This window comes from Dyadobacter soli (assembly GCF_900101885.1).
Lineage (GTDB): Bacteria > Bacteroidota > Bacteroidia > Cytophagales > Spirosomataceae > Dyadobacter > Dyadobacter soli.
In genome coordinates this window covers 481,470-503,422 of record NZ_FNAN01000001.1, presented here as the reverse complement: position 1 = coordinate 503,422, position 21,953 = coordinate 481,470, and the positions used below count along the sequence as shown (strand labels likewise).

Annotated in this window: 17 protein-coding genes; 6 read left to right on the top strand and 11 right to left on the bottom strand. The window is 50.6% G+C overall.

The genetic code is table 11. The annotated features are described in order from the left end of the window. Position 1: 1 nt before the first annotated feature. The 4 genes from BLQ88_RS01830 to BLQ88_RS01815 all read right to left on the bottom strand — a co-directional run bounded on the left by BLQ88_RS01830 (position 2) and on the right by BLQ88_RS01815 (position 3,876). Positions 2-1,234, bottom strand: a complete 1,233-nt coding sequence (locus BLQ88_RS01830) for an Nramp family divalent metal transporter (RefSeq protein WP_229212529.1) — start codon at positions 1,232-1,234, stop codon at positions 2-4. A gap of 103 nt (positions 1,235-1,337) precedes the next feature. Then, positions 1,338-2,396, bottom strand: a complete 1,059-nt coding sequence (locus BLQ88_RS01825) for a LacI family DNA-binding transcriptional regulator (RefSeq protein ID WP_090146116.1) — start codon at positions 2,394-2,396, stop codon at positions 1,338-1,340. 117 nt (positions 2,397-2,513) lie between these two features. Next, positions 2,514-3,263 (bottom strand): hypothetical protein, encoded by a 750-nt coding sequence (locus tag BLQ88_RS01820; protein WP_229212528.1) that lies wholly within the window; start codon positions 3,261-3,263, stop codon positions 2,514-2,516. A gap of 124 nt (positions 3,264-3,387) precedes the next feature. Continuing rightward, positions 3,388-3,876: a GtrA family protein gene (locus BLQ88_RS01815; RefSeq protein WP_090146113.1), complete on the bottom strand. Its 489-nt coding sequence runs from the start codon at positions 3,874-3,876 to the stop codon at positions 3,388-3,390. 69 nt (positions 3,877-3,945) lie between these two features. On the opposite strand from BLQ88_RS01815, the gene BLQ88_RS01810 reads away from it, so the two are divergent. Beyond that, entirely contained in the window at positions 3,946-4,794 is an 849-nt protein-coding gene (locus tag BLQ88_RS01810) for a TraB/GumN family protein (protein ID WP_090146112.1), read from the top strand. 838 nt (positions 4,795-5,632) lie between these two features. Here the strand turns inward: BLQ88_RS01810 and def are convergent. Further along, positions 5,633-6,223: a peptide deformylase gene (def, locus tag BLQ88_RS01800; RefSeq protein WP_218132876.1), complete on the bottom strand. Its 591-nt coding sequence runs from the start codon at positions 6,221-6,223 to the stop codon at positions 5,633-5,635. Positions 6,224-6,300: 77 nt separating this feature from the next. On the opposite strand from def, the gene BLQ88_RS01795 reads away from it, so the two are divergent. Together BLQ88_RS01795 and BLQ88_RS01790 are read left to right on the top strand one after the other, a co-directional pair. Beyond that, the gene (locus BLQ88_RS01795) at positions 6,301-7,191 is read left to right on the top strand and encodes a helix-turn-helix domain-containing protein (protein WP_090146110.1); all 891 of its coding nucleotides are present in this window, start codon (positions 6,301-6,303) and stop codon (positions 7,189-7,191) included. Between the two features lie 74 nt (positions 7,192-7,265). Further along, positions 7,266-8,267: a bestrophin family protein gene (locus BLQ88_RS01790; protein ID WP_090146109.1), complete on the top strand. Its 1,002-nt coding sequence runs from the start codon at positions 7,266-7,268 to the stop codon at positions 8,265-8,267. 7 nt (positions 8,268-8,274) lie between these two features. Here the strand turns inward: BLQ88_RS01790 and BLQ88_RS01785 are convergent, their stop codons facing one another. Continuing rightward, positions 8,275-10,902, bottom strand: coding sequence for an ABC transporter permease (locus BLQ88_RS01785; RefSeq protein WP_090146107.1), 2,628 nt, complete (start codon positions 10,900-10,902; stop codon positions 8,275-8,277). A 339-nt stretch (positions 10,903-11,241) separates the two neighbouring features. Here BLQ88_RS01785 and BLQ88_RS01780 point away from each other — a divergent pair, with 339 nt between their 5' ends. Beyond that, entirely contained in the window at positions 11,242-11,868 is a 627-nt protein-coding gene (locus tag BLQ88_RS01780) for a response regulator (RefSeq protein WP_229212527.1), read from the top strand. Here the strand turns inward: BLQ88_RS01780 and BLQ88_RS01775 are convergent. From BLQ88_RS01775 to BLQ88_RS01760, 4 genes are all read right to left on the bottom strand, one after another. Next, positions 11,833-12,708 carry a sensor histidine kinase gene (locus BLQ88_RS01775; protein ID WP_176884868.1) on the bottom strand — a complete coding sequence of 292 codons (876 nt, stop codon included), beginning with the start codon at positions 12,706-12,708 and terminating at the stop codon, positions 11,833-11,835. The genes BLQ88_RS01780 and BLQ88_RS01775 overlap by 36 nt on opposite strands. A gap of 296 nt (positions 12,709-13,004) precedes the next feature. Continuing rightward, positions 13,005-13,385: a hypothetical protein gene (locus BLQ88_RS01770; protein WP_090146100.1), complete on the bottom strand. Its 381-nt coding sequence runs from the start codon at positions 13,383-13,385 to the stop codon at positions 13,005-13,007. Positions 13,386-13,642: 257 nt separating this feature from the next. Continuing rightward, positions 13,643-14,389, bottom strand: coding sequence for a LytR/AlgR family response regulator transcription factor (locus BLQ88_RS01765; RefSeq protein WP_090146098.1), 747 nt, complete (start codon positions 14,387-14,389; stop codon positions 13,643-13,645). A gap of 39 nt (positions 14,390-14,428) precedes the next feature. Beyond that, positions 14,429-17,425, bottom strand: coding sequence for a sensor histidine kinase (locus BLQ88_RS01760; protein WP_229212526.1), 2,997 nt, complete (start codon positions 17,423-17,425; stop codon positions 14,429-14,431). Between the two features lie 250 nt (positions 17,426-17,675). On the opposite strand from BLQ88_RS01760, the gene BLQ88_RS01755 reads away from it, so the two are divergent. Together BLQ88_RS01755 and BLQ88_RS01750 are read left to right on the top strand one after the other, a co-directional pair. After that, positions 17,676-20,237 (top strand): TonB-dependent receptor, encoded by a 2,562-nt coding sequence (locus tag BLQ88_RS01755; RefSeq protein WP_090146094.1) that lies wholly within the window; start codon positions 17,676-17,678, stop codon positions 20,235-20,237. Positions 20,238-20,299: 62 nt separating this feature from the next. Then, positions 20,300-21,016, top strand: a complete 717-nt coding sequence (locus BLQ88_RS01750; RefSeq protein ID WP_090146092.1) for a LolA-like protein — start codon at positions 20,300-20,302, stop codon at positions 21,014-21,016. A gap of 219 nt (positions 21,017-21,235) precedes the next feature. On the opposite strand, the gene BLQ88_RS01745 is transcribed toward BLQ88_RS01750, so the two are convergent. Further along, on the bottom strand, positions 21,236-21,868 hold the full coding sequence (locus BLQ88_RS01745) for a response regulator transcription factor (RefSeq protein ID WP_090146090.1): 633 nt from the start codon (positions 21,866-21,868) through the stop codon (positions 21,236-21,238). Positions 21,869-21,953 lie beyond the last annotated feature (85 nt).

Sequence of the window (21,953 nt, the reverse complement as noted above, 5' to 3'; positions counted from 1 at the left end):
TTTATTTAAAAAGCGGATTGTTGAAAAATAATTCTTTACTGTTGATGACCGCCAGACTGAAAACGATGATCAGCCCAAGGCCCGCCACCACTTTTACTAGCGGACTATTCACTTTATCGCCCATGATCTTGCGGTCGTTGCCCACCATATACAATGCAGTCCCGATGAAAGGCACCACGAAAATGGTCACACTTTGTGCGAACACGATGAGTTCGAGCGGCAGTTTGCCAAAACGTATCGCAATGGTTGCGCCGATCACCATCACCAGCGCTACCAGGTAACGCACTGATTTTGAACTAAAATTACTACCCAAACCCAATGCATCGCCGAGCAGTGTGCCGCCTACCGACGCGTTGCCGATCAGCGACGAAAACGCCGCCCCGAACAAGCCGATCAGGAACAATGTGGATGCATTGCTGCCAAAAATCGGTTCCAGCGCCCTGGCCATATCCGTGGCTGAATTTACGGCAATGCCCTTGGGGTTCAGAACCGCCGCCGCGCAGATGATCACAATACTGCACATGCCGCCGAGCAGGATAATGCCGGTAATGCTGTCGTTTCTGGCGCCGCGCAGTTCGGGTTTAATGCGAATGCGTTCCTGAACGAGGTACGATTGGTACGAGGCGCCCACAATCGAAAAGCAGGAGGCGATGAATGCAATGATAAGCCCCGTCGAGCCTTCCGGGATCGCCGGCATCGTGAAGCCTTTCACGATTTTAACGGGGTCGGGATTGGCCCAGAAGAACGTCGTTGCAAAGGAAAACAGCTTCACGAAAATCAGCAATACCATAATGCTTTCCAGCACTTTATAAAAACTCCTGAAAAACAACAGACTGATACCGAATGCATTAAGCCCGATTATCCACGGAACGGGCGAAGTCTGGAACAGCTCCCCCACCGCTATCCCCACGCCGACGGAATTGCCTGCCTGAAAGGATGTGGTCACGAGAAATACCCCGATGCCCATCACAACCGATGCCGGTTTGCCCCATTTCTGCTTCACCGAGGCCAGCAACGACTGGTTGGTAGCCACGCCGATCCGTGTGGACATGGCGGTGAAAACGCCCATAAAGAAGATTGCCACGACCACGATCCATAGCAAGGAATACCCGTAAACCGCCCCAAGTTTGGAGGTAATCGTGAGCTTACTGGGCCCGAACACGAGCGCGGCGGTGATCATACCGGGCCCGAGCGACCTGAGCCATCTGAGAAATTTCTCTTTAAAGTTTTCCAAGGGTAAAAGGGTTTGGCTTTGAGTGAACTATGCGTAATTGATGGATTACGGGCACGTGCCCGTAAAGGTAGAAAAGAATTTGTAAAATCTATTTTTATGAAAATTAATTCTGATAAAACTCGTAATTCTCTTTCGTCACGATGTCGATCGGCATGTAGTTCTGTTTCGTCACCGGCGCATTGACGACGAGCGTTTGGTAAAGTGCCATCATGCCCCGGTAGCCCTGGTCGTCGGGGCGGTGGCAGATCAGGAAATCGATCACATTGCTTTCCAGGTAACCGACGTTCTCCTTCACAAAATCGTAACCGATCAGTGAAACGTGCGTGCGGTGGCTGTTTTTCAGGAAAGACGCGACGGTGTGCACACGCGAATTGGTCACGAATGCCGCGCCGATGTCCTTATTCAAATGGAATACATAGGTAAGGTGCCGCGCCACCGATTGGTAATCCGTCTCGCGGATATCGATCCGCACGATCTCGTTCTGCTGGTTATTATCATTAAAATAAGCCCTGAAACCGTCCTCGATTTCGAGGTAATTGTAGTTATCAATTTCTTTCGAAATATTGATAATCAGCACTTTTTTCTCCGCTTCGAGGCGGTAAGTGAGCAGCTTCGCGCCCACGTACCCGCTCTTGCGCAGGTGCGGGCCTATGTACGAGAGACTGTGCAGGTCAGGGATATCGGAATCGATAAATACGTAGGGAATTTTGCGGCGGGCACATTCCGTCGCAAACTTGCGGGTCTCCTCAATAAAGGATGGCGAAACGAGAATGCCATGAAAACCGCCGTCCAATATGTGTTTGAGCTGTTCGGCAAACGAATCTTTATCATTGAGATCGAACAGAAAAACCTGCACTTGCACGCCATACTGCCGCATTTCGGCCTCGGCGCGGCGGATGCCATTCAGGGGCGCCGCCCAGAAATCCGTTTCTTCCGACACATCAGGCAGCAGTGCCGCGAGGCTGATGATCTTCCTCGACGCCAGCCGGCTCGCAAGGATATTGGGCTGGTAGTCCATTTCCTTGATGATCGCGTTGATCTTCGCCTTGGTCTTCTCCGAAACGCCCGTCCGGTTATGCAGCACGCGATCGACCGTAGCCGTGGAGACGTTGGCGCGCCGGGCAATCTCCTTCACGCCGAACAGTTCGTTCTCTTTTTCCATTCAAAGGTTTCGTTCGAAGGGATAAATATAGGCGTTGCCCGGCCATTCCTGCAAGGAATTCACCGGGCGCCACATTAATCGTCGGCCTTAGAAGGCAAAATGAAAGGGCATTTACCGTCAGACGTGCCCGGAAAGCAGCTTTGGAGGCAGGTAGCAGAGTCCGGTGCAGCGGGCAGGAATTATCGTCGGCCGCAGCAACAATTTTCCTTCGGCCAGGTCACGATAGAGCGTGTAATTGTATGGAGCTTGCTTTAACTTCTTAGCGGTCTCTACACTCTCGACAAAGAGATACAAATCCGGCCCGGGCAACTTATAGTCCAGATACCGAGGTTTATCCTCATAATAGCCACCAATTCCGTAAGACACCTCGTACGTATAGGTTCCTCCTACGGGGATATCTATCGTAACGGGTGCAGGGTCAACGATCGGCGCGCCGTAACTGAAATCGGAAAAACCTTCCGTCGGATCAGTGGGCGACATCGTCCAAATATTTTTGCGCAGGATATATTGATTAGAACCCGTTGGCGAAGGAGCGATACGCCTGATTGTTACAGTCGCGGGGAATTCTTCATAGTAGACATTAACACGTTGATTGTAGACAAACGAAGCATAAGCAGGCTCTACAATATCGAAATTGGGATTAGAAGGCGTCACCGTGGCATAAATGTCCTTTTTTGTACCATCTAAGTTATAAAATTCAGCCTTAACAAATTCGAATTCGCAATCGAACGCCCGCTGCGTACCGTCGACGCGCTTGCAATTGGTTACCGGAGGGTCAGGAATGTTGTGGTCCTGGCAAGAAAATGCCATTGCCAGAAAGAAAATGCAGGAAAGTGCCAGGAGGCGAAACATGGAAGAAATATGCATGATGTATAGCGTTTAGTGTGAGCACGCTATTTACAAAATTCTGAACAAATCACCGACAGTTAACTTTCGAAATAACAAATTGGTTAAACTAACGGCAGCTTGTCAATTTTTGCTGACAAACATCTCAAATACCCAGCAACACTTTTAATCGATCATAAAAGCCGGTGTCGCGAAATGTAAACTGTTTGTGTAATATATAGTTGCTTAGAAAGCTGGCGCCCATCGCGGTTACCTGTGAAAACAGTTTATTCAAATTAACCTCTTTGACCGAAAATGGAATCAGAAATGTAAATGTACCAAGCCATTTCGTAGAAATGTCATACAAAATAGCCGAACCATAAACCGTGATTACACACGACCAAATGGAGACCAATGTAAACTTGACAATCTGCCGCCTCGATTGTGTGGTGTTTTTGGCATTGAATGCGAAAAGCCGCGTTAAAAAATACCCGACCACAAAAGAAAACCAGTAACCCAAAAACAATGCCGACTTATAGGAAATGTGAAACCATTCCTGTAATAAAGTGGCCACCAGCAGATTGGTAAGCGCGCCAGTCGCAGCAACGACGAAATAAGCGATGAGGTCACGGCGGTTGAAAAGTTGGTCAGGCATAATGAAGGTTTTCGCATCGCCAATATAGTAGTTTAACTGTCATCATTTGATTAAAAACCGGTCATTAGTATGGAAAGACTATTTCTGTTTGCTATGATCCTGCTATTCAATTCATCCGTGACATTGGGGCAGGAAAGCCAGTCGGCATTGTGGGAAATTAGCGGAAAAGGGCTTAAAAAACCTTCTTATCTCTTTGGTACAGTGCACATTGCCCCCATTGCAGTGTTCGATAGTTTCCCGCAATTAAAGCAGATTTCGCAAAGCACGGATTTCGCGATTTTTGAAAGCGGCGGCTCCCCCATCGGCATTATTCCCGAACAGATAGAACTTCATCAACCTCCCCTGGACTCGCTCTTTACGCCGGAAGAATATTTGAAGGTCGACAGTTTTTTCACCGCGTCTCCGCACGGTAGCATGCGCCCGCATAACAATGATGCGGACATTCTGACAATGGTTCAGGTAGCACTGACGATGATAGAAAACAAGACACAATATGATCGCTTCGACGACCTAATTTTCGCGGGAGTGCAAGAGCTAAAAAAACCGGTATTTCATTTGGACACCCCGAAAGACGTGAAAAACGTCATGGATTCATTGGGCTATCAGCGCCTGGCCAAGTTTCTCGTTTATTTAATTAGCAAAAATACACTGCTGAATGAGGTAAATTCAGAACTGGATATTGATTTGATTTCCTATTCAAAAACGTTACGAAATCCGCTGAAACTAAACGAAAATCCTTCTGAAAATTTCGCACACGGAACGGTAGAAAGAAATGCAAACTGGATTCCAAAAATCGAACATCAAATGCAAATGGGAAGTTGCTTTATTTCCGTCGGTCTAGGACATTTAATGTTTCGAACGGGGCTCATTCAATTGCTGAGAAATGAAGGCTACACATTGAATCCAGTTAACCTATAAATTGCATAAATTGATCCAAAACCCCAAATCCAATATCCGATCCCGCAATCGCCGGCATCGCCCCGTTCTTCATCGTCAGGAATGTCCCGGCAGCACTGGTATCTTACCGCGATTTTCTGGGTTTTGAAATCACCTATCAGGGCCCGACCGAAGATGATTGCCGATAATGATGACGGGTTGCGGGGATTCGAGGTGAAAGATGCGGGTGGGTACTTGCTGTATTTCGGCAGGCCAATCATTTAGCAATTTTTATCTATACAAACTCTAATTTTCTACGACATGTGTGATAAGCAATGGGTACAAAACTGTCTAAGACACAATCGCAATTCTGCCATACTAATGCTCTCGTCAATGCAGCTACTTAATAGTGATGCGGTAATACAGCTAGCCGACAAAATTATTTTAATTAAAGAAGATGAGGTAGTTTTCAACCCTCTACCGAAAGATTTTTGTGTCTATAAGTATGGGATTGACTTAAATCAAGTCATCAACGAGTACCTTCACGAAAAAACGAGATTTACCGAGTCCTTGGAAGAATTCTACAAGGCAATTAGGCGATCGCTCATAAAAGAATCTTTTGAAGTGGTAAAGGCATACGCAGAATATAGCAACTCGTCGAGTGGTCTAAAATGTTGCCCTTGGTACCAATTTGCAAGGATATTAAGGAATGCGATATCACACGATTTTCATTTTAGATTCAACAAATACGACTTAACTCTGTTGCCGCTGACATGGCATAATGTTACTATTCAATCGGCGATGCACGATCAACAACTCTCAGGGGACGTGCTATCTCATGGAATCTCGTGGGATTTATATAACGAAATGGTACAGTTTGTTAACTGCCACTAGCGTCATCTCTATTAATTCGGTCAAATCTATTTTTCAATAAAAGTCTCCTCCCCGCATCTAAATAATCCAGAAATAACTTCCCTTCGATATGGTCATATTCATGCTGGATCATGCGCGCGGTTATACCTAAGAATGTGCGTGTGCGCTCGTGCAATTGATCGTCGAAATAACGGATGGAAACAGACCAGGACCTGGAAATGCGTAATGTAATACCGGGAATGCTCAAACAGCCTTCTTCATCCCACCAAATTCGTTCCGATCTACTGGTAATTACCGGGTTAATAAATACTTCCTTTATGCCCTGGTCGCCGTCAAAAACAATATTTCGTTCGGCATCTTCCATTTGCATATAAGTAGGCATGCTGTCGACCACGAAGAGGCGAATGGATTTATTAACCTGCGGCGCGGCCAGTCCGCAACCGTTGACGTGATACATGGTTTCCCACATATTTTCTATCAGATTTTGCAGTCCGGGATCTTCAAGATCGACCGGAATGCCACGGTGGCGCAGGATTGGCGCACCGAATTTGGCAATGGGTAGTAGCATATCTCTTTTTTGCACAAAATTCATGAACATAATGCCGCTCTCTTAGTAAAAATTAGACATCCGTCCCCGACCGCAACGAATTGGGTAATGCATAACTTTGTAACCCTATGCCGATCAGCTTTTTTGAACATATTGTAATGCGGGCCGACGCAATGCCGCCGGGCAAGCGAGCGGACATTCCGGAAGTACCAGGTGATATGCTGGTGGAATGTTTCACCGTGCAGGCGGCAGCATTCCCGATGTCGGGCCTGGCATTCAGCGACGCCATCCCTACGGCGGTAATTTTGGGGAACCCGAATGGCATGGCGACGTTCCGCTCCGGCGGGCGCGAGCAAGTAGTGGTACACGCCTGGCTGAGCGCGCAATACCTTGAAAATGTGCGAATTCAGCTTGACGACCCGGGCGACGAGCTCTTGGCGATCAGGTTCAATCCATTGTATTTCAATGATATTTCCAACATACCGGCGCGCCTGTTGCGCAACGGGCTGGTTTGGAGCTTGCAGGATATTCTTGGCGGAAATAGCGGAATAATGCTAACTGATATTGCCAGGCAATGCGATGTTCCGGGAAAGCTGGACGTGTTAAGCCATCTGCTGACACGCAATGCACGCCACCACGCTGCGAATCATTTGCTGCAAGAAGCAATTCAACTAATCAAGATCAATAAAGGCAATGTTCAAATCGAACAGCTGGCAATATCCCTGAACGTGAGCTACAAATGGTTGGAGCGTAATTTCCTGCAATTAACTGGCGTTTCGCCCAAAGAATTTGCCCGGCAGCAGCGATTCCTCCACACCTATTTTGACATTTTGAATCAACCTGAAAAGGATTTGCTTGAAATTGCTTTGAACAATGCTTTTTACGATCAGAACCACCTATCCAAGGAATTCAAAAAATTCACCGGCTACTCCCCCGCGTGGTTCCGGAAACATCATGGCCTGTCGCAAAACGAGCGTTATTGGTCTGGAAAAGTTAAAAAAGCACCCGAATCCCAATAACCATTGCCAGAGAAGCGATTTGTTTGCATTTTAGGAGCCGAAAATTTCTCACTCCAATCACTCAATAGCTCCTTATGTACATTAACCGCTACCTTTCGCCCATTATCGTCTACTACTATTCCTGGCGGATGGTCCTTTTTTCGATCGCTACGGGCTCCATCGCCATTTTTGTGTACGACTACCTCGACTGGAAATGGGTAGCGATACCCTGGCTGCCGGTTTCGCTCGTCGGTACGGCTACGGCATTTTTTGTAGGTTTTAAAAACAACCAATCCTACGACCGCAGCTGGGAGGCGCGCAAGGTGTGGGGCTCGATCGTCAACCACAGCCGCTCGTTCAGCGCAGCGGTACGTTCGTTTACGACCTGCTCGCCTGATTCGGACAACATTTACGCCGCCCAGGAGAACCGCATCATTATCCACCGGCACATCGCGTGGCTGTACGCACTAAAAAATACAATGGTGCAGCGCACCAACTGGGAGCATAAGGATCGCGCGAGCGAACGCCAGCGCAAGGCATTCAGGCGCTCACAGGTACCGTGCGATGTCGAAATCGCGAAACACCTGCCCGAGGCCGACCTCGCATTGATCAAGGACAAAAAGAACCAGGCGACGCAGATCCTCGACCTGCAATCGCAGCATATCCGCGACCTGCGCCGCGCCGGATCGCTCGATCCCTACCAGCACGTGGCATTGCAGGACCTTATTTCGAAGCTCTACGACGAACAGGGCAAAGCGGAAAGGATCAAAAATACCCCTTTCCCGCGCCAGTACGCCACCACTTCGACGCTTTTTATATTCATTTTCATGAGCTTGCTGCCGTTCGGCCTGCTGCCTCAGTTTGTGGATCTGGGTGAAAAATACATGTTCCTGCTCATTCCGTTTAATATGATCGTGTCCTGGGTATTCATGTTTATGGAATATGTGGGCGATATCAGCGAAAACCCGTTTGAAGGCCTGCTGAACGACACGCCGGTGAGCACGATTATTCGTAATATCGAGATAGACCTCAAAGAAATGCTGGGCGAGAGCGATGTACCCGAAAAGCTCGCAAGCTATTCAGGTACATTGTTTTAGCATTAGGTCAATCGGTTCTAAGGCTCTTTACCGGGTCCATCAGGGCGGCTTTGAGGCTTTGAAAACTCACCGTCAGCAGTGTGATCAACAATGCGCCTACGCCAGTCCATACGAATACCGACCAGGGCAACCCGGTGTGGTATTCGTATTTTTGTAACCAGGATGTGAGGATGTAATATGCCACCGGCGACGCGATGATCATCGCTACCACCACCAGCAACGCAAAATCTCTTGAAAGCAACGTCCACACGCTCCATACCGAAGCGCCAAGCACTTTTCTGACACCAATTTCCCGCGTGCGCTGTGCGGCCACAAACGACGCCAACCCGAATAAACCGAGGCAGGAAATGAATACCGCCAGCACCGTAAAGAACCCGGCCAGCTTGCCGATGCGCTCTTCCGCGCGGAATTTGGCGTCGTATTCCTGATCTAGAAAACGGTAATCGAACGGTACGGCCGGGGCGTATTTGCGGAATACTTTTTCCACCTTTCCGAGCGCATCGGGCGCGCTCATACCCGGGCGCAGGCGCATCGTGACCACCCGCGCAGGCCAGGGCGCAATGTAGTAAATGGCGTGCTGCACCGGCTCGTAGGGCGATTCCATCACCATTCCTTCCACCACTCCCACCACCAGCAAAGGCTGATCGCCCCATTTCACAGTTTCACCAATGGGGTTTTCGAGGCCCATAAAACGTACCGCTTCTTCATTGAGAATAACCGAAAGCTTATCGGTGGAGTACTGCCGCGAGAAGTCCCTGCCCTGCTTCACTTTCCAGCCGACGGTTTTGCCAAATTCTTCCGTCACGCCAAACGTCACAAACGGCTGGTCGCGGTTCACGTCCTTGCCCCGCCAGGTGAAACCCGTTTCATTGTTTCGTTTCTCGGTGAGCGGCGTGGTGGTTTTGGTCACATCTACGATCGCACCGGTTTCCAGGAGCTCGTTGCGGAATGGCTCGAAATGGTTGTTAATGTCGAGCGTAGGCATATCGATCATCACCAGGCCCGTACGGTCGTAGCCGATGGGGCGGTCTTTGGTATAATGTATTTGCCTGAAAACCATCACCGTCCCGATGATCAGCGTCACTGAAACTGTGAATTGCACCACCACCAGCACCTGCCGGGGAATGTAGGCTAACCGTCCCGCGCGGAAAGTACCTTTCAGTACATTCACAGCCTTGAAGGACGAAAGGTAAAATGCCGGGTAACTTCCCGCCAGGAGCCCTGTAAAAAGGCAAAACCCGAGCGCCAAAGCCCAGAAAACCGGGTTCGCCCAGAGAATAGCGATCTTTTTATCGGCCATATTATTGAAATACGGCATCACCAGTTGTGCCAGCGCAATGGCGATCACGAATGCGATAAAAACCACCAGGAACGACTCGCTGAAAAACTGCCCGACCAGCTGCCCGCGCAACGAGCCCACCGCCTTCCGCACACCCACCTCGCGTGCACGCTTCTCCGAACGCGCGGTGCTGAGGTTCATAAAATTAATGCAGGCCAGCATCAGCACGAATGCGCCCACAATCCCGAACAGCCAGACGTATTGAATGCGCCCGCCGGTATTGAAGCCGTCTTTCCAATTGGAATACAAATGCCATTGATCCATCGGATGCAGGAACACCGCCGGTTTGACGGCCGCATCGGTCCCTTTGAGCTTATTAGCCCGCACCGGGGCGATTACCGACGAAACCGTCGTGATATCTGCCCGGTCGCCGAGCTGTACAAATACCTCGGTAAAGTTGTTGTTCCATTGGTCCTGGTTCTTTTTCCCGTAAGGTACCCGCGTAATAAACAGCTCCCAGGGTGCGATGAACGCGGTATTCGCGAAGGTGGAGTTATGCGGCAGGTCGCGGTACACGCCGGTCACCTTCACTGCCAGCTCGTTATCGATCTTTATCACCTCATTCAATGCATTCCCCCCGCCAAACAACGTCGCAGCCGCGGATTCGGAAAGTAATACCGACGCGGGGTCCGACAGCCCGGCCCTGCTGCCACTCACCATGTCGAGTGAGAGCATTTCCGTAATGCCCGGCTCCATAAACCGGCCCGGCTTATTGAAATTCAGTTTTTTAAACGATAGAATATGACTTTCCTCACTGGTACTGCTCACAATATATTTGAAATTCCCATTGTACGACAGCCGCAGCTCCTTCCCCGTCGGTGCGGGGAGCGACTTATCGGTCAGAATGTTGCCGCCCAGGTTTTGCGTTTGCATCACCTGCGCAATACGTGCGTGGTTTTGAAACGATCGGTTGAAAGAAAGCTCGTCATAAAGCCACAGGCCGATCAGCATCGCCACGGCCATGCCGCTGGCCAGGCCTGTGATGTTGATGAACGAGTACAACTTGTTTTTGGCGAGGTTCCGCCGGGCGACTTTGAAGTAGTTGCTGACCATGATCATGCTGAAATTGGAAGTTCCTGAATATTGTTCAGTTCTGCGGCGGCGGCGCACAAACGGCGGCAACACCGAAAAAACATTGAGTACATAGCGCAGCGTCGCCTGCATACGCCCGCTACGGGTATACCAGTAATCGTACAGTTCATCGAGGTCACCGCCGACTTCCTCTCGGGTCTCCTCCGGATGCAGCCAGCGGAACAGGCGCTGCGCCCAGCGTGGCGGAACAGGAGTATTTTTCATAGGCTTTCCCAATTCAGGGGTATCGGGCATTATTTGTTTCTGGAAGGTGGGTCTATTTGTTTATATTTTATCGTACAAATGTCGAGCCAAAATCTTTCAATCAAGTTAATGAGTTCAACGTCAAAACTTTAAATAGGTATTTCTTAAAATTCAGCTGTTCATTTGCGGACATTTATCGGAAGTCGGCGGACAATGCAGCCGGGCAATGGACGCGTAGAACTAGTTGTAAAATAACATTCTAAGGGCGATATGTCTCCGATTTCGCGTTCAGGTTTATTTGCAGAACCGCGCTAAATGTTGCGATATTGCCATTCTTTTGATTCTCGACGTTCTGTAATTATGAAAATTTTAATAGCCGACGACCACTCACTGGTACGTTACGGGCTTCGATTAGCACTTCACAACTATTTCAAAGACAGCCAGATTGACGAAAGCTGGGATGGAGCGTCGGTGAGGGCGCAATTTGCCATGCACGCCTACGACCTGCTGCTGCTCGACCTTAATATGCCCGAAACGGACTCAACCGTGTTGCTGCAATGGATCAGGGAGTATCACGAAAACACCAAGGTACTCGTGGTTTCGATGAACGACGAAAGCATTTTCGGAAAGCGGTCGCTGCAACAGGGTGCACACGGCTATCTGGAAAAGGATTCGTCGCCCGAAGAACTTGCCAAGGCGGTGACGACCATCATGAACGGGAAGCGGTACGCGAGTCCCAACCTGGCTAATATCCTCATTAACGACACGCTGAAAGGGAAATCGGGCAATCCGTTCGACCAACTTACGGCGCGGGAGTTTCAGGTGGCCATTTACCTTGCCAAAGACTATTCCGTGACGCAGATCAGCGAAATAATGCAAGTACAGTACACCTCGGTCAATACGTTCAAGCGCAGGATTTTCAAGAAGCTGAATGTGGAGAATAAGAGTGCGCTAGTCAGGCTGGCAGATGCTTATAACCTCGGCTGAGTGCAATGTGGGCGTGAACGGGCTGTGACAAACCAACCTGCCAATGCTTACCGACGTGCCCGCGCCCTTACTGCTTTTGAGGGACATCGTGAAGCCCAGCGTGTGTGCAAAATCGGCGATCAACTGGTAACCCAGCCGACTATTCGGCTCCACCGGCGCATTGACGACCGGATTGGCCAGCCGCCGCCGGATCTTTTGCAGCTCGCCGGGCAGTATGCCGCCGCCATTGTCCGTGACAGTGAGTATCGGGCCATTTTCGCCGTTGCTGAAAATCAGCCGTACTTCCCCGCCGCGCGTATGTTTGTTGGAGTTATCGATCAGGTTGCGCAGGATCGCTTTCAGGATATCGCGATTGGTGTAAATGAAAACATCTTCGTCGCATTCCACCACAAATACATTGTGGTTGAGCATGACCATATCTTCAAAAAACTGCTGCAACTCCCCTGCCAGCTCGTTGAATGAAAACGAATGCTGTGCCGGCTGGAAATTTTCATGCTGCGAGCGCGCCCACAGGTTCACTTCCTTCACAAATGCATGGATATTGCCCGTCGCCTTTTTGATCTCTTCCGTGCCCGCCTTCACTTCGGGCAGCTGGTTATTAGCCGCGAAACGCGACACGTGATCGGAAAGCACATTCAGGAAATGCAGGGGCGATTGAAGATCGTGGGCGATCATCATTGTAATCTTTTGTTTGAGCCCATTGCTGTATTCAAGCCTGCGCGACAGGTCCTCTACCTGTTGTTCTAATTGTTCTAATGCTTTTTTAGCAAGGTCGAGACGGAAATACCGGTCCCGCACCCAAAGAAAAATAGCCAGCAGCGACGCCACCGTCAAAATCATGACACAGATCCATTGCAAGATCATAACTCACCACCGGGTTAGTTTTGGGGTTATTCCATGAAGTTTAGTATTGTAAAGGGTGCCGTGTACTGTTATACAAAGAAATCGCTTTTTGTAGTAACTATTGGTACAAAAAGTAAAATATTTTAACACAATTTCTACAAATCCGATGAAAACGTTGAATAACTCCTGTCTAAAACACAGGGTTACCGTAAAGAAATAAACAGTCCCGCAGCAGCGCTGCGGAACTGTTTTGCATTCAATTGCCGGGTTTTATACCCTTCCTTTCCACTAATCTATTCTACAAGTCGGATGCGTTTGCATTCCTCCACTGTGACGCTCGCCGTGCTGGCTTTCCAATTCCCCACCTGCTCTCCGCCTTTGTAGCGTTTCCCCGACACCGCGTAGGTGCCTACCGGGAGCATCAGGCTCACTACCCCTGCGCTACCCGCCGCATTGCATTCGGGCCTTACAGCAGCCGTTTCGGAGATCGAACCCATCACCTTGCCGTCGACGATGACATCGATACGGTCGTATTTTTCAGGTGTGTAGTTGGTATAAAAAATGAGGTTCCCCTGTGGTACCGGCTCTTTGTCGTCTTTACAGGAGAAGACGAAAAGCAAAAGCATTGCAAAAACGTAGCTGCCTAAACGAGCGTTGTTCAAAAGATTTTTCATGACTAATAATGATAAATGGTTGTTACTGATTTGGCTGGTCGTCGATAGCTGCTTTTGCTGATCAACACGACAAAATTATATTTGAAAGCCGCCGCTTCACCGCGATGTTGAGTAGCTTGCATTTTTATTGAGCCAATCGACCAAAACGAAAAATGCCCTGCAAAAAGCAAGGCATTTCACCCAAAATCACATCTACAACTCATTGATTACTAATCGAATAATCAAAACCGTTAACTAAAATCCATTTGAGTAAGCGGTCAAAAACGTGCGAACATTTCCATGAACTCCTGCCGCCTCGAACGCGAAATACTAATGGCCACATCGTTGTCCATGACAATGTAGCCACCTTCGCCCCGTACAAATTTCTTGATCCGGTTCAGGTTAATAAGGTAAGAGTTATGTACCCGGAAAAAATCGGGACCGCTGAGCGCCTCGTCGATGTCCTTCAACACTTTCGACACCACCACTTTTTTGCCGTTGGCCAGCATCACGCTCGTGTAGTTGCTCTCGGCTTCGCAATAGAGAATGTCTTGTGTAGGCACGAAAATCATCCCGTCGCCGGTGGTGAGGGCAATGCGCTGCGGGGTGTTTTTTACCTGGCGCATGCCCTGGAAAAGCAAGTCGATCTGCTCACGGGAAGGGATATTGCGCTTCTCGTCCACCCGCCGGATCGTCTCCATCAGGTCGTCGGGATCGATCGGTTTCAGCAGGTAGTTCAATGCACTGTATTTGAATGCCTTGATCGCAAACTTGTCGTAGGCGGTCGTAAAAACCACGTCAAAATGCAGCTTATCGAACTTTTCCAGCATATCAAAGCCGTTCATGCGGGGCATTTCAATGTCCAGGAAAACCAGTTCCGGCCGGTGCTCGCGGATCGCCTCTATCCCCTTTTCCGCCGAGCTGCACATAGCCGCCACCGACACCGACGGCGCATAAGTTTTCAGCAGCCATTCGAGCATTTCGAGGCAATTGTTCTCGTCATCGATGATTACACATTTGATCATATCTTTCGCTTTGTCAGATTTTTCGTTCGTTCAATACCATCACACCGGGATGATCACGACCACCCTCGTACCGGCCGCCACCCGGTTGTCGTCCTGCAAATCGACGATCTCGACGCTCGCATTGGTTTGCGCATACTGGTTCAGCACCGCGATCCGGTCTTCGGTAAGCTTCATACCCAGCGATTTTTTACCGGTAGCCGATTTGCTCCGGAATTCGGCCGCCTTCTCCCGCCCTACCCCATTGTCCTCGATAATGCATTCGAGCGTATTCTCGTCCAGCATCCTGATCTTCACCCACAGGCTGCCGTTGTTTTCCTTATGCAGCAACCCATGCCAGATCGCATTCTCGACGTACGGCTGAATGATCAGCGAAGGCACGCCGATCGAGTCGGTATGGACATCCTCGTCAATGATAATGCGGTAGTCGAACTTGCTGTCGAACCGGATGCGCTCCATTTCAATGTACAGCTTCAATGCCTCCAACTCGTTCGATAGCAGCACTTTCTTGCTATTCGAATTATCGAGGATCAGGCGGATCAGCTTGGCGAAACGCGTCAGGTAAAGTGAAGCGGTCGCATTGTCGCTTTTGACGATGTAGCGGTTGATGGAATTGAGGCAATTGAAAATAAAATGCGGGTTCATCTGCGCACGCAGCGCACGCATTTCCAGATCTGCCATGTGCTCGCGCAATGCTGTTTGCCGCCGGATCACTTTCACACGCCGCCTGAAAAGCCAGTATGTAAGCGCACCAGCCAACACGACCATTGCGCCTGTAAACCACCAGGTCTGCCACCATGGCCGCAGGATCACAAACGACAGCGGCACCGCCGTTTCCGACCAGGTAATGCCGTCCAGGCTCGCCGCTACCGAAAACGTGTACTGTCCGGGCCGCAGCGAAGAGAACCTTACCCGGCTGTTGCGCGCATTATCGACCCAGTTATCGTCCAGCCCCGTGAGCCGGTAGCGGTACATCAGCTTCTCCGGGTTGCGGAAATAGGGTGTTAAATATTGTATTTCAACTGAATTCTGCATCCAGTCCAGCGTAAGCGGTCCCTGGTTTTGGGTCAGTAGCGAATCGTCCTGGTTCACGCGCACCGATGCAATGAGCACATTCAGCTTTTCTTCGCGGTGTTTCAAAAGTTCCGGGTTAAAATAATTCAGCCCGTTGAGCCCGCCCACGTACATGCGGCCGTCCGAGGCTTCCAATACGCCGTTCATATTAATGGGCTTATTCTGAATGTTATCCCTGAAATCGAACCATTGCAACTTGCCGGCATTCCGGTTGAGCAGGTACAAGCCATCGTCCGCCCCGATCCAGATCCGCCCGGCTTTATCGCGGTGGATCATCGAAATGCGTTGATTGGTAAGTTCCGGGAAGATTTTGCGCTTTCTCAGCACATTACCACTTTTTGTAACCTCAAAAAGCCCCACCGAGCCGCACCAGGCGGTCGAGTCATTGCGCATTAATACTGCACTTACCAGTTTTCCCGGTGCAAAATAGCCGTCGGTGATCGCGTTCCGGAAGCTGGCGTCCGTCACAAGCAGTCCTTCATAGGTACCCATCCAATAGTTTCCGCGTGTATCGCGCACGGCAACCTGGATCAGTTTTTCAAATCCTTCGACGGGATTTTCGGCAATGCGGTACGTCCCTGCTTCCACTTTGTAACAGCCCAGCTCCCCCGCGATCAGGAAATCACCGCCCGGCATCGTAATGAGCGTACCAATCGTCTCGGCCATCAGTTTTGCCCGTAATGCCTCCCCTGCTTCACCGGCCGGATATTGCAGATTGGCAAATGTCCGGCGCACCGGATCGAGTATTTGCGGCAAAGCGCCACTGGGTACCACCAGCAGGTTTTTTCCATCAAAAGCCAGCCCGCGCACCTCATGCGAATGCCCGCCCTCGCGTGCGGACGGGCGCACCGGCCTAACTTTTCCGCTTCGGATATCGAGCACGGCAACGCCCCGCTGCGTACCGAGCCACACATTCCCTTCGCCGTCTTCGGCAATGGACTTAATATTGTTACTCAAATTGGGATCTGCGCCCGGAAATCCATTCACCCAACCGATCGTATGCGCCAGCGGCCTGAAAAACAGCACGCCATCCTGGCCCAGAATCCATTGCGTACCATCCTGATCGTGAAAATCGGCGTAGTTTTCGTCATTAGGCAATGCTTTTCCGGAATCGAAAAGGACGGCGCGGGTGAATGTGCGGTTGTGGTAGATATAGCAGCCTTTGGTGGTGTTCACGAGCTTCCTGTCGCTACCGAGCGGAGTAATGCTGATGAGCTCCGCCAGCGGAATGCCTGCGGGGTTTTGCACGCTCGCGGTCGGAATGCGCGTGACGCTGCCGGTTGCAAAATTGATTTCAAACGTCTGTAATAGATTGTTACTCGCCCAGGCCACGTCGTCGCTCACAGGCACCACAGCACGCACATCCGTGAAGGGTACCTGTCGCACGCGGAGGCTTTTTGTATCAAAACAATACACTGTTTTTACGTCGGCGAGGAACAGCTGGTAACCTCTCCGGCTGAAAATGCGGCGGTAATAGAAGTGATCAGGCAAACCGGGCAATGCCTGAAAACGGAAGGAATCGGTACGCGGGTCGTAGCGGTACAATCCGCGCCCTGCATTGGCCCAGATGCGGTTGTCGGGTGTTACCTGCAATTTGTGCAGCTTGTTGAGGGGCGCGATGGCCGGGCCGGCGGTGGCTACCTTCCGGAGCGACCGGTAGCCGATCCGGTACCTGCGGATACCACTGTCGGAAGTGGTCCAGATGGTGCCCGAGCTGTCGGATGCGATATCGAGCAGGTTTTCGCCGTCCGTTTCGATCCGCCGCACATCCTGGCCGTCGAAACGCTGGATATGCCTCGGCGAAAGAATCCAGAGAAAACCGTAATGGTCGCGGATGATCCTGGAAGCATTGGCTGTCTGGATGCCGTTTTTGTCGCCTAGCAGCTGGACATTAAAATCCGGCAGCTGCGCATAGCACCCGCATGGCGCCAGCAGCATTAACATACCCACACAGAAACGTTTCACAAAAGCCACCTGATTCGGACGGGACAAAGGTTATTTCGACGGACGCAAGTTTTACAATTTAAAACACGAATGGAAAAACCGTTCAGTAAGATGCCGCTTTTCTTAGTCAGCGGAAGGATTCGGGCAGTCGTTCAACTTTTCGCCCATCGCGCCGATCCATTCATCCATCCCCATTAATCCGGCCTTTGTCATATTTTCCTTTCAGGCGCGGGCGTGCGCTCCCATTTTTGTCGGGTCATTTACTAAAACCATGAAAATGCTAAGAATTCTCCTCATTGTTTCCATCCTCGCCAGCTCACTCCTGTCACCGGCATTTGCGCAATTCCCTGCCGCAGGAGGAAGCCAGCCCAAAGCCCTGCCGGGAACCGCCGGCGACCAAAGCCCGAAGGGATCAGCCAAAATAACCGGTTCCATTGTAGATTCAGCATCTTCGAAAGCCATTGAATTCGTTAGCATTGCATTGTACGACAAGGCCAACAACAAGGCCGTGGACGGAACTGTGGCCGATGAAAAAGGTAAGTTCGCGCTCAGCAAGCTTGCAGCCGGCGAATATAAGGTACTCATTTCCTTCATTGGTTATGCCAATAAAACCGTCGACAACATCAAGCTCGCCAAAGGCCAGGAGGTAGACCTCGGGACGATCAGCCTCGGCTCCAATACCAAAACCCTGAACGAAGTAACCGTTACCGGCCAGGCCGCATTGATCGAGGAGAAAGTGGACAGGCTTGTTTACAATGCTGAAAAGGACATTACCGCCAAAGGTGGCGACGCTACCGACATTCTGCGTAAGGTGCCGCTGCTTACCGTGGACCTGGACGGCAACGTATCGCTCCGCGGCAGCCAGAACATCCGCGTTTTGGTGAACAACAAGCCCAGTACCATCATTGCAAACAGCGTGGCCGACGCATTGAAACAAATTCCTGCCGACCAGATCAAATCGGTGGAGGTGATTACCAGCCCTTCGGCGAAGTACGATGCGGAAGGCTCGGGTGGTATTATCAATATCATTACCAAAAAGAACTCGCTGCAAGGCCTCAACCTGAATATCGACGCCGGTGTCGGAAACCGCGGCTCGATGCTCGCTTTGAATGGCGGTTACCGCAAAGGCAAAGCCGGTTTTACGATCGGTGGCTTCGGACGCGGCATGTATAATACGGTTACCAAAACGACATTGGAACAAACCAGCACCGTAGCAGGCATTACCACTACCACGCAGCAGACCGGCGACGGTTCGAGCCATGGTTTGTTCGGAAACTATAACCTTGGCTTCGATTACGACATTGCCAAGAACCAGAGCCTGACGGCCGGTGTGAAATACGGCGTGCGTAATTTCTCCAACCAGCAGGACCTTGCCACGCGACTGATGAAAACCGGTACGAACGATGTGACTTCCGCGCGGAATGTAGCTGCGGATAACCTTTCGGGAACCGTGGATGTGAATATTGATTACCTGCATACTTTCAAGCCGCAGCAGGAATGGAGCGTTTCGACCCTGTACTCCCGCAACGACCTGACCAACGATTTCGACGCCGACATTTTCGAAGAAAAATCACTGACTGCCCGTCAGCGTAACCTCAACAAGAGCATTAACCAGGAGTTCACGTTTCAATCGGATTACCAGACACCTATCAAGAAAAACCAGATGCTGGAATTCGGTGGAAAAGGCATTTTCCGGGAAGTGAAAAGCAAATACAGCTTCCTCATTGCCGAACCGACCGGTGATTACCGTCCCGAAACCGACCAGCCAGCCGGTGACCTGACCTACCACCAGAACATTGCGGCAGCGTACTCATCCTATACTTATACTACCAAAAAACGCTACACGATCAAAGGTGGTTTGCGCTACGAACATACGTTCATCGATGCGAGTACTAACGAAGGTATGGTAGGTGTGGGTAACTATGGGGTATTGGTGCCGAGCGTGAATGCTTCGAAGACATTCAAAGGTACGACTGTGAAACTGGGCTACAACCGCCGCATTCAACGTCCGGGCTTGCAGCAGCTGAACCCGAACTTCAACTCGGCCAACCCGCAGAATATCACGATCGGTAACCCCGAGCTCCGTCCCGAGCTGACCAATAACTACGAGCTGGGCCTGAGCAAGAATATCAAGAAAACCTATGTGAATGCGACTTTCTTCGGCCGTTTTACCAACAATGCGATCTCGCAGGTACGCCAGCCCTCGGATACGCTCGAAGGCGCGATCGTGACCACGTATGAGAACATCGGTAAGCAGCACGCGTATGGCGTCAACATCTTTGCCAATATCGCGGCTACTTCCAAAATCAACTTCGGTGTTTTCGCCAACGTGTTCTATACCAAACTAACCGGCCAGACGATCGGACAAAACGGACTTTCGCAAGAGATCAACAATGACGGTGTGAACGTGAGCGGCGGTATTTTCTCGCAGGCGACATTCGGGCACGGCTGGGGCGCGCAGGCATTCGGGTTTATGCAGGGCCAGCAGATCCAGTTGCAGGGTAAGCAGGGTGGTTTTGGTTTCTACACGATTGGTGTGAAAAAGGAATTTGCCAACAAAAAAGCCAGCCTCGGCCTCGCTGCTGAAAACTTCCTGAGCAAAAGATTTAAAATGCATACCGAATTGACTTCCTTGCAGTTCAACCAGGTAAACGACGTATATCTTTACAACCGCGGGTTCCGTCTGACATTTACCTACAAAATCGGTAAAATGACGATGGAGCAGCCAAAGAGAAAGGCGAAGTCCGTCAACAACGACGACGTGAAGAGTGACGGTGGCGGACAGCAGGGAGGCGGCGGAGGCCAGGGAGGCGGCGGAAACGCACCGCGCTAAGCGCACGATCACATTTCAAGCAACTTACACAAGCCTGTTTAAACTCAAATACAAACTTCGGTATGAAAACAAACAAACTAATTTGGACAATGGCGGTGGCGCTCGTTTCCGCTGCCTCTTACGCGCAGTCGGTGGACGAGATCGTAGACAAACACGTGGCCGCCCTCGGCGGACTCGACAAGATCAAGGCCGTAAATACCGTGATCACCGATCGTTCACTCGCGGTTCAAGGCATGGAAATACCGAACAAAACGACACTCGTGGTAGGCAAATCCGTTCGCAACGAGTCGACGGTAATGGGTAATACCATGGTGCAGGTAGTCGACGAAGGAAAAGGCTGGATGATCCGCCCGACGATGATGGGCGGTACCGGCGAGCCGGAAGAAATGCCCGCGGATCAGTTGAAACAGCAGCTGAGCTCCCTCGATCCATTCGGCGGACTGGTGAATTACAAGGAAAAAGGCAATAAAGTAGAGCTAGTAGGCAAAGAAAGCGTCGATAAAAAAGATGTTTTCCACCTCAAACTCACCACCGCCGACGGTCAGGTGATCGACGAGTTCCTCGATGCAAATACCTACCTGGTAACCAAAGTGAAAGTATCGATGAACGGCAACGAAGGTGAGATCGACATGTCGGACTACAAAGAAGTAGACGGCGTGAAATTCGCTAACACCATGGAAATCAGCAACCCGCAAATGGGCACGATGTCTTTCATTACCAACAAGATCACTATAAACACCCCGGTTGACCCGGCGATATTCAAGAAGCCGACGAAGTAGCGGGTTTGACCGCGGCGACCGACCGCTGACCGCCGAGGGGGTTGTTTGGTGAAGGTACGCGAAGAGACCATGGACGATCGAGCATCGACCGTGGTTTTTTTTTGACCGCCGACGACCGACCGCCGACGGCCGATCACTTGTTGTTGGCGTGGTCTATGGTCTGTCATCCGTCGGCGATCGGCGGTCGGCGGTCGGCGGTCGGCGGTCGGCGGTCAACCGTCACCGAAACAACGCTATCTTCTTCGACAACTCAATCGGGTCCTTTACCTCCATCTTGTCGTAAATGCGCCGTTTGTAGGTGCTGATCGTGTTCTCTTTCAGGTTCATGATCGCGGCGATTTCTTTTGTCCATTTTCCTTCCGTCATGAGTTGCATCACGCGGCGTTCGCGGGGCGAGAGGGTGATGATCGGGTTGCCGCCTGTGGTCCGGCCGGTAACGTCGGTAAAACTCGAAAGGAAAATCTGCTGGACATCGTAGCTCACGTAGCGGCCGTGGTCGAGAATGGCGTGAACGGCTGTCATGAATTCTTCCTGCGGCGCCTGTTTGGAAATAAAGCCATCGGCACCGGCTTGAAGATACGGCAATGCGTAAACTCGCTCGTCGAAAGCCGAATGGATCAGGATCGGGAGGCCGGCTTGCCTTTCACGCATCATTTTCATCATCCGCACATTCTCGCCACCGGGAATGTCGATGTCCAGCACGGCCAGATCGAAGCGTTCCTGTTCCAGTACCGACAATGCGCCCTGGAACGATTCGGCATGACTCACCGTTGCCCGCGGATAAAATTCGGCAAATACCATTTTCAGACCCAGCAAAATGAGCGGGTGGTCCTCAATACATAGAAATTTCATAGAAGTGCTGACCGATACAGACAGGGTTTGATATTATTTCGTACAATATTAGGAATATTATCAGATAACCGACGCCCACTGTTTT